This window comes from Streptomyces sp. JLSY215 (assembly GCF_059682825.1).
The window spans coordinates 2,354,506-2,367,659 of the sequence record NZ_CM185022.1 but is presented as its reverse complement, the minus strand read 5'-3'; the positions used below and the strand labels follow the sequence as shown (position 1 = coordinate 2,367,659).

The window sequence follows — 13,154 nt, the reverse complement described above, 5'->3', positions numbered from 1 at the left end:
TTGCCGATTGCCGACGACTACGTTGAGGTGAAGTAGAGATGCCGTTGACCCCCGAGGACGTGCGGAACAAGCAGTTCACGACCGTCCGCCTCCGAGAAGGCTATGACGAGGACGAGGTCGATGCCTTCCTCGATGAGGTCGAAGCCGAACTGACCCGGCTCCTGCGGGAGAACGAGGACCTGCGCGCCAAGCTGGCCGCCGCCACGCGCGCGGCCGCGCAGAACCAGCAGCAGCAGGGCCTGCGCAAGGGACCCGACCAGCAGCAGGAGCAGCAGCAGCGAGGCGGGGCCCCCGTGCCCGCCGCCATATCCGGTCCGCAGCCGGTTCCGCCGCAGCAGCAGGGGATGGGTGGCCCGCCCCAACTGCCCGGTGGTGCACCGCAGCTGCCCCCAGGTCCCGGTGGCCACGGTCCCGGTCCGCAGGGCCCGCACGGCCCCGGTCCGATGGGCCAGGGCGGTCCGATGGGCGGCCCGCTCGGCGGCCCCGGCGGACCGCAGCAGCTCCAGCAGGGCGGCCAGCAGGGCGGCCCCGGCGGTGACAGCGCGGCGCGCGTGCTGTCGCTGGCGCAGCAGACCGCCGACCAGGCGATCGCGGAGGCCCGTTCCGAGGCCAACAAGATCGTCGGCGAGGCGCGCAGCCGCGCCGAGGGCCTGGAGCGGGACGCCCGCGCCAAGGCCGATGCGCTGGAGCGGGACGCGCAGGAGAAGCACCGCGTGGCGATGGGCTCGCTGGAGTCGGCCCGCGCGACGCTGGAGCGCAAGGTCGAGGACCTGCGCGGCTTCGAGCGCGAGTACCGCACCCGCCTGAAGTCCTACCTGGAGAGCCAGCTGCGTCAGCTGGAGAACCAGGCCGACGACTCGCTGGCCCCGCCGCGGACCCCGGCGCCCGCCGCTGCCTCGCTGCCGCCGTCCCCGTCGATGGCGTCGGCCGGTGCGGGCACCATGGGCGGCAACCACACCATGGGTGGCAACCACACCATGGGTGGCGGCCAGTCGATGGGCAACGGCTCCAGCGGTGGTCCGTCCTACGGCGGCCAGCAGCAGATGTCGCCGGCGATGACCCAGCCGATGGCACCGGTACGGCCGCAGGGCCCGTCCCCGATGGGGCAGGCGCCGTCGCCGATGCGTGGCTTCCTCATCGACGAGGACGACAACTGACGCCCGCCTAGCGCACAGCGTCGGCAATCAAGGGCCGGGCCCCGAGGGATTCCCTCGGGGCCCGGCCCTTTTGCGTGCCCCGAGTCGGGCGGGACGTGCCACATCGGGGCACCGACGGCCCGCGCCACGGGTGCCTGCCGTCGCGGCGGACGGTGCCCGCCCATGACGAAGCCCCCGGCACCGCATGCCGGGGGCTTCGTCGGATCGGCCGTGCCGTACCGCTTACGCCTTGCGCAGGTGGAACGTCAGCGCCAGGCTCTCGTCCGTGAAGGCGGGACCGTAGGAGCCGTCGGGCTCGCCCTGGGCGTAGTCCGCGGCGAGGACCTCGTCGGCGATCAGGGCGGCGTGGTCGGTCAGGGCCGTACGGACGTCCTCGTCGCCGGCGCTCCAGCGCAGGGCGATCCGGTCGGCGACGTCCAACCCGCTGTTCTTACGGGCCTCCTGGATCAGCCGGATGGCATCGCGGGCCAGGCCCGCCCGGCGCAGCTCCGGGGTGATCTCCAGGTCGAGGGCGACGGTCGCGCCCGAGTCGGAGGCCACCGACCAGCCCTCGCGCGGGGTCTCGGTGATGATGACCTCGTCGGGGGCGAGGGTGACGGTCTCGCCGTCGACCTCGACCGACGCCGTCCCCTCGCGCAGCGCGAGCGAGAGGGCCGCGGCGTCCGCGGCGGCGACGGCCTTGGCGACCGCCTGGACGCCCTTGCCGAACCGCTTGCCCAGGGCGCGGAAGTTGGCCTTGGCGGTGGTGTCGACGAGGGAGCCGCCGACCTCGGAGAGGGAGGCCAGCGAGGAGACATTGAGCTCCTCGGCGATCTGGGCGCGCAGGTCCTCGGAGAGGTCGGCGAATCCGGCCGCGCCGACCAGCGCGCGGGACAGCGGCTGGCGGGTCTTCACACCGGACTCGGCGCGGGTCGCCCGGCCCAGCTCGACCAGCCGGCGGACCAGCTGCATCTGGGCGGAGAGGGCGGGGTCGATGGCCGTCGTGTCCGCCTCCGGCCAGGTGGTGAGGTGGACGGAGTCCGGGGCGTCCGGGGTGACCGGGACGACCAGGTCCTGCCAGACCCGCTCGGTGATGAAGGGGGTCAGCGGGGCCATGAGGCGGGTGACGGTCTCGATGACCTCGTGGAGCGTGCGCAGCGCGGCCGCGTCGCCCTGCCAGAAGCGGCGGCGGGAGCGGCGCACGTACCAGTTGGACAGATCGTCGACGAAGGACGAGAGGAGCTTGCCGGCGCGCTGGGTGTCGTACGTCTCCAGGGCCTGGGTGACGCCCTCGACCAGGGTGTTCAGCTCGCCGAGCAGCCAGCGGTCCAGGAGCGGACGGTCGGCCGGGGCCGGGTCGGCCGCGGACGGCGCCCAGCCGGAGGTGCGGGCGTACAGCGCCTGGAAGGCGACGGTGTTCCAGTAGGTGAGGAGGGTCTTGCGGACCACTTCCTGGATGGTGGTGTGGCCCACCCGGCGGGCGGACCACGGCGAGCCGCCGGCCGCCATGAACCAGCGGACCGCATCCGCGCCGTGCTGGTCCATCAGCGGGATCGGCTGGAGGGTGTTGCCCAGGTGCTTGGACATCTTCCGGCCGTCCTCGGCGAGGATGTGCCCCAGGCAGACGACGTTCTCGTAGCTCGACTTGTCGAAGACGAGGGTGCCGACGGCCATCAGCGTGTAGAACCAGCCGCGGGTCTGGTCGATGGCCTCCGAGATGAACTGCGCCGGGTAGCGCTTCTCGAAGAGCTCCTTGTTGCGGTACGGGTAGCCCCACTGCGCGAACGGCATCGAGCCCGAGTCGTACCAGGCGTCGATGACCTCCGGGACGCGGGTCGCGGTGCCCTGGCACGTCGGGCAGGCGAAGGTGACCTCGTCGATGAACGGGCGGTGCGGGTCCAGGCCGGACTGGTCGGTGCCGGTCAGCTCGGTCAGCTCGGCGAGCGAGCCGACGCAGGTGAGGTGGTCCTCCTCGCAGCGCCAGATGGGCAGCGGGGTGCCCCAGTAGCGGTTGCGGGACAGTGCCCAGTCGATGTTGTTGTTCAGCCAGTCGCCGAACCGGCCGTGCTTGACCGACTCCGGGAACCAGTTGGTGTTCTCGTTCTCCCGGAGCAGGGCGTCCTTGATCGCGGTGGTGCGGATGTACCAGGACGGCTGGGCGTAGTAGAGCAGCGCGGTGTGGCAGCGCCAGCAGTGCGGGTAGCTGTGCTCGTAGGCGACGTGCCGGAACAGCAGGCCGCGGGCGGTGAGGTCCTCGACGAGGGCCTCGTCGGCCTTCTTGAAGAAGGCGCCGCCGACCAGCGGCAGCTCCTCGCCGAAGGTGCCGTCGGGGCGGACCGGGTTGATCACCGGCAGGCCGTACGCCTTGCAGGTCTTGAGGTCGTCCTCACCGAAGGCCGGGGCCTGGTGGACGAGGCCGGTGCCGTCGTCGGTGGTGACGTACTCGGCGTTGACGACGAAGTTGGCGCCCTCCAGCTCGACGAGCTGGAAGGGGCGCTCGTAGGCCCAGCGCTCCATCTCGCGGCCGGTGAAGGACTCGCCGGTGGTGCTCCAGCCCTCGCCGAGGGCCTTCTCCAGCAGCGGCTCGGCGACGACCAGCTTCTCCGTGCCGTCGGTGGCGACGACATAGGTGACGTCGGGGTGGGCGGCGACGGCGGTGTTGGAGACCAGGGTCCAGGGGGTGGTCGTCCAGATCAGCAGCGCCGCCTCGCCCGCGAGCGGGCCGGAGGTCAGCGGGAGGCGCACGAAGACGGAGGGGTCGACGACCGTCTCGTAGCCCTGCGCCAGCTCGTGGTCGGACAGGCCGGTGCCGCAGCGGGGGCACCAGGGGGCGACGCGGTGGTCCTGGACCAGCAGCCCCTTGTTGAAGATCTCCTTCAGCGACCACCACACCGACTGGATGTAGTCGGGGTCCATCGTGCGGTACGGGGACTCCAGGTCGGTCCAGTAGCCCATCCGGGTCGTGAGCTCGGCGAACGCGTCGGTGTGCCGGGTCACCGACTCGCGGCACTTGGCGTTGAACTCGGCGATGCCGTACGCCTCGATGTCCTTCTTGCCGTTGAAGCCCAGCTCCTTCTCCACGGTCAGCTCGACCGGGAGGCCGTGGCAGTCCCAGCCGGCCTTGCGGTTGACGTGGTAGCCCCGCATGGTGCGGAACCGGGGGAAGACGTCCTTGAAGACGCGCGCCTCGATGTGGTGGGCGCCGGGCATGCCGTTGGCGGTCGGCGGGCCCTCGTAGAAGACCCACTCGGGCCGTCCCTCGGACTGCTGGAGGGTACGGGCGAAGACCTTCTGCTCCTGCCAGAACTCGAGCACCGCGTGCTCAAGGGCGGGAAGGTCTACCTGGGCGGGCACCTGGCGGTACTGGGGCTGCTCACTCATCGGGGGTTTCCTCCGGCGGACACCTGCTGCGTTCTCCGTCCGGAGGGACGAGAGCCTGCGCTCCCGCGGTACCACCCTCCTTGGCGGCGCCGCTGGCACCGCCCCCTCATTGGGGTCGCGCGGCCGGTTCTACTCGCCCTGGACGGCCCGTGGGCGGAGCCCACTGTCCCAAGCTTTCTTCCGGCGGCTCCGGGCTGATCTTCACGTCGCGCACGCCCCCGGGCTCACACCGTCCCCGGGTCGCTCCTGGCTGCGTACGACGCTACTCGTCCCATCAATGCCTCTCGCTGGGCCCAGTGTACGGGGCCGCGCCGCCGGCGGCCGACCGGATTTCCGGGCGCCGGCGGCGCGGCGGGCCGGGCGGCGGTCGCGGCGCGGGTGTCACCCGAATGGCCAGATGCCGGGCTCCGGAGTGTGCGGCTCGGGCAGCGGGGCACAACCGAGGCAGACCGGGCTTCCGGGCGGGGCGGCCGGGTCCGCCGGGCGGTGCGTCCCGTTGCCGCGTGCCGTGTGGCGTTTTATCGTTCCCGTCACGATTCGCGCACAAGCTCACATATGTGAAGGGGTCGCGGCCATGGTGGCGAAAAAGACCGCCGCGCAGACGAGCTCGACGCCTGCCGAAGAGGCCGATGAGGCTGTCGCGAAGCAGCCCGCACCGACCAGGACAGCATCGACGAAGACAGCACCGAAGAAGAGCGCGGCCACGAGGAAGAGCGCGGCCACGAAGTCCGACGCGCAGAAGTCCGGGGCGAAGAAGACCGACGCGCACAAGCCCGAGGCGAAGAAGGCGGCGGCGAAGAAGGCAGCGGCGAAAAAGGCGCCCGCCAAGAAGACCGCCGCGAAGACGACAGTCACCAGGACGGCGTCGAAGAAGACGGCGAAGAAGACCGCGGCCAAGAACGCCGCGGTGCCCGCGAAGAAGACGGGAGCTCACACGGTGGTGGCGAAGAAGACGGCGGCCGCTGCGGCGCATGCCATGGATACCGCGGTGCCCCCGGCCCGGGTGGCCGCGTCGCCCGGTGAACTCGCCGTACGGCCCGGCGAGGACCCCTGGACCCCGGAGGAGGTCGCCGAGGCGCGGTCCGACCTGATGGGCGAGGTGGGGCGGCTGCGCGCCGAGATCGTCGCGTCGGAGGACGCCATCGCCGGGCTGATGCGGGACTCCGGTGACGGCGCGGGCGACGACGAGGCCGACACCGGCAGCAAGAACATCACCCGCGAGCACGAGCTGGCGCTGGCCTCCAACGCCCGCGAGATGCTGCAGCAGACCGAGCGGGCGCTCGGCAGGCTGGACGCGGGCACGTACGGGCTGTGCGAGAACTGCGGCAAGCCCATCGGCAAGGCGCGGATGCAGGCCTTTCCGCGCGCGACCCTGTGTGTGGAGTGCAAGCAGAAGCAGGAGCGGCGCGTCTGACGGCGTGAGCGGATCCGTCGCGGGCGGCGCCCGTACCGCCCGCGACCGTACGTGTGTGCCGTACGCTCGTGCTCAGCCAGGCGTGTCGCCTGGTCGCTGACTCGAACGGGCTGAGGACTCACACGTGGCAGAGGCGGAGCGCATCACCAGGACGCCGGAATCCGGGCCGGAATCCGGGCCGGGTGCCGAAGCGGATTCCAAGGCGGAGACCGGGACGGGTTCCGAGGCGGGGTCCGGGACGGGTGCGGAGACCGAGCGGGGTTCCGAAGGGGGAGCGCCGGTGGAGCCGGAGCAGAAGGCGGGCCGGGGCAAGCGGCGGATCCTCGCGCTGCTGCTGGTGGCCGCGGTCGTCTACGCACTGGACCTGGGCAGCAAGCTCCTCGTGGTCGCGAAGCTGGAGCACCATGCGCCGGTCGAGGTCATCGGGACGCTGCTGCGGTTCACGGTGATCCGTAACCGCGGTGCGGCGTTCAGCATGGGCGAGGCGCTGACGATCTTCCTCACGCTCATCGCGACCGCCGTGATCGTGGTGATCGCCCGGATCGCCCGCAAGCTCTACAGCCTGCCCTGGGCCATTGCGCTGGGCCTGCTGCTCGGCGGCGCCTTCGGCAACCTCACCGACCGGATCTTCCGCTCGCCGGGCGTCTTCGAGGGCGCGGTGGTCGACTTCATCGCCCCGGCGCACTTCGCGGTCTTCAACCTCGCCGACTCCGCGATCGTCTGCGGCGGCATCCTGATCGTGATCCTGTCCTTCCGGGGCCTGGACCCGGACGGCACGCTGCACAAGGACTGACGGGCCCGGGGGCCGCCCACGGCCCGGGCCCGGGGCCGGGCGGTCGGCACCGCACCGGACCGGACACCGCGACGGGACTGCCATACTCGTGGGGTGAGCACGATTCCCGAGATCCGCACCCTGCCCGTACCGGACGGCCTCGAGGGCGAGCGCGTCGACGCCGCGCTGGCCCGTATGTTCGGCTTTTCCCGGACGAAGGCGGCCGAGCTCGCCACGGCCGGCAAGGTCCGGGTCGACGGCTCCGAGGTGATGAAGTCCGAGCGGGTGTCCGGCGGCGCCTGGCTGGAAGTCGAGATGCCGCAGGCCGCGCAGCCCGTGGAGATCGTCGCCGAGCCCGTCGAGGGCATGGAGATCGTGCACGACGACGACGACATCGTGGTGATCGTCAAGCCGGTCGGCGTCGCCGCGCACCCCAGCCCCGGCTGGACGGGTACGACCGTGATCGGCGGTCTGGCCGCGGCCGGTTACCGCATCTCCACCTCCGGCGCCGCCGAGCGCCAGGGCATCGTGCACCGCCTCGACGTCGGCACCTCCGGCCTGATGGTCGTCGCCAAGTCCGAGCGCGCCTACACCCTGCTCAAGCAGCAGTTCCGCGAGCGTACGGTCGACAAGCGCTACCACGCCCTGGTCCAGGGCCACCCGGACCCGATGAGCGGCACCATCGACGCCCCCATCGGACGGCATCCGCAGCACGACTACAAGTGGGCGGTCACCGCCGAGGGCAAGCCGTCGGTCACGCACTACGACCTGATCGAGGCGTTCCGCGCGGCCAGCCTGCTCGACATCAAGCTGGAGACCGGGCGGACGCATCAGATCCGGGTGCACATGGCCGCGCACCGCCACCCCTGTGTCGGCGATCTCACGTACGGCGCGGACCCCACCCTCGCCAAGCGCCTCGGCATCGGCCGGCAGTGGCTGCACGCGGTCCGGCTGGGCTTCACGCACCCCGCCGACGGCGAGTGGGTCGAGTTCGCGAGCGCCTACCCGGACGATCTGCAGCACGCGCTGGACACCGTGCGGGACGAAAGCTCCTGACCCGAAGGCGTCGCACCGCCGAGGAGACAGGCACCGTGCACCGGCAGTGCGACGCACACCGCGGGCAATGAGACGCATGCCAGGAAAGCGTCGCGCCGCAAAAGCGTCCGGCAAAGCGGGTAATCCGGCGGAACATGGCAGGCTTGGGGCGGAAGTGATCACACCCGACCCCGGAGCGTAGCCACCGTGGATCAGCTGGCTCTGCTGTTCGTCCTGCTGCTCGGCGCCGTGGTCATGGTGCCGGTCGGCGACCGGCTGGGGCTGCCGTCACCGGTGCTGATGACGCTCGCGGGGGCGGTGCTGGCGCTGCTGCCGTTCGTGCCCAACGTCGAGGTACCGCCCGAGTTCATCCTGCCGCTGGTGCTGCCGCCGCTGCTCTACGCCGCCGTACAGCGCACCTCCTGGCGGCAGTTCACCGCCAACCTCCGGCCGATCTTCCTGCTCGCGGTGGCGCTGGTCTTCGCCACCACGGCCGCGGTCGCGGCGGTCGCGCAGGCGGCGGTGCCCGGTATGCCGATCGCCGCCGCGGTGGTGCTCGGCGCGCTGGTCGCCCCGCCCGACCCGGTGGCCGCGACCGCCGTCGCCGGCAAGCTCGGGCTGCCCCGCCGGATGGTCTCGATCCTGGAGGGCGAGGGGCTGTTCAACGACGTCACCGCGATCGTGCTCTACCACGTCGCGCTGGCCGCGGCGGTCAGCGGCACCTTCTCGGCGCCCGCCGCGGTCGCCTCGCTGGTGCTGTCCGCGGTGGTCGCCATAGCGGTCGGGCTGGTGCTCGGCTGGCTCACCAACAAGCTGATGGGACTGCTCGGCGACCCGACGCTGCAGATCGGGCTGACGCTGCTGGTGCCGTTCGTCGCGTACGTCCTGGCCGAGGACTTCCACGGGTCGGGCGTGCTGGCCGTGCTGACCACCGCGCTCTTCCTGGCCGAGTACGCGGTCGACGCCGACGATGTGCTGGGCCGCCTCGCCGGCTACACCTTCTGGGAGGTCGTCGACACCCTCGTCACCGGCGTCGCCTTCGGGCTGATCGGGCTGGAGCTGCACAATATCTTCGGGGCCGCGTCCGAGCGCTGGGACGCGATGCTCGGCGCCGGCGCCGCGGTCGTCGCGGTGGTCGTCGCCGTACGGCTGCTGTGGCTGCTGCCCGCCGCCTGGCTGGCCAAGCGGATGCACAAGCTCCGCGACTACGACGAGGACATCCCGATGAGCTGGCGGGAGACGCTCATCATGTGGTGGTCGGGGATGCGCGGGGTGGCCTCCGTGGCGCTGGCGCTGGCGATTCCGTACAGCGTCGACGGCGGCGGGCCGTTCCCCGCCCGCGACGAGATCCTCTTCATCGCCTTCGCCGTGGTCCTCACCACCCTGCTCGTCCAAGGGCTGACGCTGCCCTGGCTGGTGCGCCGGCTGCGGGTGCGCGCCGACGCCGATGCGGAGGACGCGCTGGAGCGGGAGCTGGCGCTCCGGGTGATCAAGGCGTCCAAGCGGCGGCTGAAGGAGATCCTGGAGGTGGAGGAGCTGCCGGAGGAGGTCAGCGACCAGCTCTCCCGCCGGGCCTACGACATCGGCGCCCGGATCGCGCCGGACATCGTCGACGACGAGCGGCGCGAGCTGTTCGACAAGCGGATCACCCGGATGAAGAAGGTGCAGCGCATCCAGGGCGAGATGCTCTCCGCGGCCCGGCACGAGGTGCTGGCGGCCCGCAGCGAACCGGGCGCCGACCCGGAGATCGTGGACCGGGTGCTGCGCCATCTGGACATGCGCAGCCTGCGCGGCACGCCCTGACGAGCGCTCAGCCCGCCGGCGGTGCACCGTCGCCCCGGCGCACCGCGTGGTGGCCCGGCGGCGCGGGCGCGGTGGTGATCCGCGGCAGCGCATAGGCGTGCTCCGCCTGCAGCCACTCGATCATCCGCTCCCGCACCTGGCAGCGCACCGCCCAGATGGTGTCCGCGTCGCGGGCGGTCATCAGCGCCCGGACCACCATGGTGGAGGGCGTGGTGTCGGTGACCACCAGGCTCCAGGACCGGCCGTCCCAGTCCGCGCACTCCTGGAGGATCTCGTGGAGGCGCCGGCGCATCTTCTCCACCGGCGCGCTGTGGTCGAGATGGAAGAGGACGGTGCCGGTCATCTGGGTGCCGCCGCGGGACCAGTTCTCGAAGGGCTTGCCGGTGAAGTACGAGACCGGCATCGTGATCCGCCGCTCGTCCCAGGTCCGTACGGTCAGGAACGTCAGGGTGATCTCCTCGACGGTGCCCCACTCGCCGTCCACCACGACCGTGTCGCCGATGCGCACCATGTCGCCGAACGCGATCTGCAGGCCGGCGAAGAGGTTGCCCAGCGTGGACTGGGCGGCGATACCGGCGACGATGCCCAGCAGCCCGGCCGACGCCAGCACGGACGCGCCGGCCGTCCGCATCTCGGGGAAGGTCAGCAGCATCGCGGCCGCGGCGACCACGATCACCGTGGCCGTCACCACCCGCTGGATCAGCGTCACCTGGGTGCGTACCCGCCGCACCCGGGCCGCGTCCCGGGCACTCGCCGCGTAGCGGGTGTACGAGGATTCGACGATGGCCGCCGCGGCCCTGATGAGCAGCCAGGCGGTGGCCGCGATCAGCACCAGGGTCAGCGCCCGGCCGACCCCCGCCCCGTGCTCCTCGACGGGCCGCAGTCCGGTCTGGTCGTACGCGCCGCGCAACAGGGCCGTGCACAACGCCACTTGGGCCGGTCTCCGGCAGCGGCGCAGCAGCCCCCACAGAGGGGTCTCGGGGTGGGCGGCGTCGATCCGCTGCAGCGTCCGGTCGGCGAGCCGGACCAGGATGAGCGTGACCACGATCGAGCCGCCGATGACGGCGAGCGGGCGCAGCACGTCCTCCAGGGACACGGGTTCCTCCTTGCGGTGGTGCGGTGGTGCGGTGGTACCGGTCGTGCGGTGGTGCCGGTCGTGCTGGTGCCGGTCTCCCCGACCGTAGCTGGCACCATGGAAGAGAGCGATCCAACCCAGGGAAGTGATCTCAGTGCCCGAGCCCAGCGAGGCCGCCACCAGCGGGTCTTCGATGATTGTCCTGTTTCATTCGGTGTGCGGCGTGCGTCCCGCGGTGCAGGCCGCGGCGGACCGGCTGCGGGCCGCGGGCCATGAGGTGATCGTCCCCGATCTGTTCGACGGCCGGACCGCGGACTCGGTGCCGGACGGCATCGTCATCAAGGACGAGATCGGCAAGGACGAGCTGCTCAAGCGGGCCGTCACGGCCGCCGCGCCCTACTCCGACCGGGGCCTGGTCTACGCCGGCTTCTCCTTCGGCGGCTCGGTCGCGCAGAACCTCGCGCTGGCCGACGAGAAGACCCGCGGGCTGCTCCTGCTGCACGGCACCTCCGACATCGCCGAGGGCGCCGTCGCCGACGATCTGCCGGTGCAGCTGCATGTCGCCGACCCGGATCCGTACGAGCCGCACGACTGGCTGAACGCCTGGTACCTCCAGATGCGCCGGGCCGGCGCGGACGTCGAGGTCTTCCGCTACGCCGGCGCCGGTCACCTCTACACCGATCCCGACCTGCCGGATTACGACGAGGAGGCGGCGGAGAGCACCTGGAGGGTCGCGCTGGGGTTCCTGGCCGGGTTGTGACCCGGAAGGGGAGGGGGCGGTCGGTGTGCGTCAGGCCACCGGCTGGTCCGTCTTCTCGACCTGCTGGGTGCCGCTGAGCGTGCGGTACGAGCGCAGCAGCTCGGTGGTGGCGTTCGGGTCGGTCTTGTCGGAGATCCCGAAGTAGTCCATCTGGGTGCGCTCGGCGCTGACGTCGAGGACGCCGTAGCCGTGCGAGTCCATGTCCACCCACTTCACATGGCGGTTGGCGGCCCGGATGGCGGCGACCCCGACCAGCGAGACGGTGTGCGGGGCGACGTGCAGGATGTCGTCCACGTTGTCGGAGGTGACGGAGGTGACCACGAACTCCGTCGCCACCGGCTTGGTGTGCGGGTAGGTCGCCGCTTCCAGCGGTACGTCGTTGGCCCAGGCCATGTGGATGTCGCCGGTCAGGAAGACGGTGTTGTCGATGCCGCGGTCGCTGAGGTGGCCCAGCAGCTCGTGCCGGTCGTCGGTGTAGCCGTCCCACTGGTCGGTGTTGACCGCCAGGCCCTCCTTGGGGATGCCGAGGACGTCGGCGAGCGGGCCGAGCAGATGCGCGGGTACGGAGCCGAACGCCACCTGCGAGATCATCACCGAGGTGCCGACCAGCCGCCAGGCGGTGTCCGACCCCGCAAGTCCCTTCTTGAGCCAGTCCAGTTGGGCCCGGCCGGTGATCGTCCGGCTCGGGTCGTCGACCGCGCCGCTGCCCGGCTTCGCCTGCTCGTCGCGGAACGACCGCAGGTCGAGCAGATGCAGATCGGCCAGGTTGCCGAAGCGCAGCCTGCGGTACGTGGTCCCCGCGATGGAGGGCCGCACCGGCATCCACTCGAAGTACGCCTGCTTGGCCGCGGCCATCCGCGCCGCCCACGGGCCCTCGGTGTCCGGGGTGTGGTTGACCGCGCCGCCCTTCCAGGCGTTGTCGGCGAACTCGTGGTCGTCCCAGATGGCGATGACGGGGTGGGCGGCGTGCATCGCCAGCGCGTCCGGGTCGGTCTTGTGGACGCCGTGCCGGATGCGGTAGTCGGCGAGCGTGAGCAGCTCGTGGGCGGGGGAGTGCGGGCGCACGACGTACTTGAAGGCGGGGTATTCGCCGGACTTGTACTCGTAGAGGTAGTCGCCCAGATGCAGCACCGCGTCCAGGTCGGCGCGGGCGGCCAGGTGGCGGTACGGCGAGAAGTAGCCGGACTCCCAGTTGGCGCAGGAGACCACGCCGAAGCGGACGTTGCCGGGCTTCGCGCCGTTCGCGGGTGCGGTGCGGGTGCGGCCGACGGGGGAGTGCTGCCCGTCGACGGTGAAGCGGTAGTAGTAGCGGGTGGCCGGGCGCAGTCCGCGGACGTCCGCCTTGACGGTGTGGTCGGCGGCGGCGGTGGCGGTCACGCTGCCGTGCGCCACGAGGTCGGCGAAGCCCTCGTCCTTCGCCACCTGCCAGGTCACCTTGGTGGCCGGTCCCCGGCCGGAGCCGGGGGTGGCGTCGTCGTTCGGGGTCACCCGGGTCCACAGCAGGATGCCGTCGGGCAGCGGGTCGCCGGAGGCGATGCCGTGCCGGAAGAACCGGCGCCGGTCGGGGGCGCCCTGGGCGTGTGCGGTGGTGGCGCCGGCCAGCGGCAGCAGGGCGGCGGTGGCGGCTACGGCCGTGACGGCGGAGCGGCGTGAGATGTGGTCATGATCGGTCACGGCCGCTCACCTTACTGGCCAGTAGGTGGAGAAGGGGAGGACGAACCCCGGGGATACCGAGAATTCGCCCACCCGTTCCCGTTACGACCTCATTGCGGCGCCGC

At 71.7% G+C, this 13,154-nt stretch carries 9 protein-coding genes; 6 read left to right on the top strand and 3 right to left on the bottom strand.

The window, feature by feature from the left end:
- Positions 1-38 precede the first annotated feature (38 nt).
- Positions 39-1,157 carry a DivIVA domain-containing protein gene (locus AC5677_RS10600; RefSeq protein WP_497194766.1) on the top strand — a complete coding sequence of 373 codons (1,119 nt, stop codon included), beginning with the start codon at positions 39-41 and terminating at the stop codon, positions 1,155-1,157.
- Positions 1,158-1,379: 222 nt separating this feature from the next.
- Here the strand turns inward: AC5677_RS10600 and ileS are convergent, their stop codons facing one another.
- Positions 1,380-4,517 carry an isoleucine--tRNA ligase gene (ileS, locus tag AC5677_RS10595; protein WP_497194765.1) on the bottom strand — a complete coding sequence of 1,046 codons (3,138 nt, stop codon included), beginning with the start codon at positions 4,515-4,517 and terminating at the stop codon, positions 1,380-1,382.
- 574 nt (positions 4,518-5,091) lie between these two features.
- On the opposite strand from ileS, the gene AC5677_RS10590 reads away from it, so the two are divergent.
- The 4 genes from AC5677_RS10590 to AC5677_RS10575 all read left to right on the top strand — a co-directional run bounded on the left by AC5677_RS10590 (position 5,092) and on the right by AC5677_RS10575 (position 9,541).
- The gene (locus AC5677_RS10590; protein WP_497194764.1) at positions 5,092-5,931 is read left to right on the top strand and encodes a TraR/DksA family transcriptional regulator; all 840 of its coding nucleotides are present in this window, start codon (positions 5,092-5,094) and stop codon (positions 5,929-5,931) included.
- 124 nt (positions 5,932-6,055) lie between these two features.
- Complete coding sequence (gene lspA / locus AC5677_RS10585; protein WP_497194763.1) at positions 6,056-6,724, top strand: signal peptidase II; 669 nt, start codon at positions 6,056-6,058, stop codon at positions 6,722-6,724.
- 93 nt (positions 6,725-6,817) lie between these two features.
- Positions 6,818-7,759 carry an RluA family pseudouridine synthase gene (locus AC5677_RS10580; RefSeq protein WP_497194762.1) on the top strand — a complete coding sequence of 314 codons (942 nt, stop codon included), beginning with the start codon at positions 6,818-6,820 and terminating at the stop codon, positions 7,757-7,759.
- A gap of 186 nt (positions 7,760-7,945) precedes the next feature.
- The gene (locus tag AC5677_RS10575; protein WP_497194761.1) at positions 7,946-9,541 is read left to right on the top strand and encodes a Na+/H+ antiporter; all 1,596 of its coding nucleotides are present in this window, start codon (positions 7,946-7,948) and stop codon (positions 9,539-9,541) included.
- Between the two features lie 7 nt (positions 9,542-9,548).
- On the opposite strand, the gene AC5677_RS10570 is transcribed toward AC5677_RS10575, so the two are convergent.
- Entirely contained in the window at positions 9,549-10,631 is a 1,083-nt protein-coding gene (locus AC5677_RS10570; RefSeq protein ID WP_497196578.1) for a mechanosensitive ion channel family protein, read from the bottom strand.
- A gap of 178 nt (positions 10,632-10,809) precedes the next feature.
- Between AC5677_RS10570 and AC5677_RS10565 the strand changes: the two genes are divergently transcribed.
- A complete protein-coding gene (locus AC5677_RS10565) occupies positions 10,810-11,376 on the top strand; it encodes a dienelactone hydrolase family protein (RefSeq protein WP_497196577.1) in 567 nt (188 codons plus the stop codon).
- Positions 11,377-11,406: 30 nt separating this feature from the next.
- Here the strand turns inward: AC5677_RS10565 and AC5677_RS10560 are convergent, their stop codons facing one another.
- Positions 11,407-13,050: an alkaline phosphatase D family protein gene (locus tag AC5677_RS10560; protein WP_497194760.1), complete on the bottom strand. Its 1,644-nt coding sequence runs from the start codon at positions 13,048-13,050 to the stop codon at positions 11,407-11,409.
- Between the last annotated feature and the right edge of the window lie 104 nt (positions 13,051-13,154).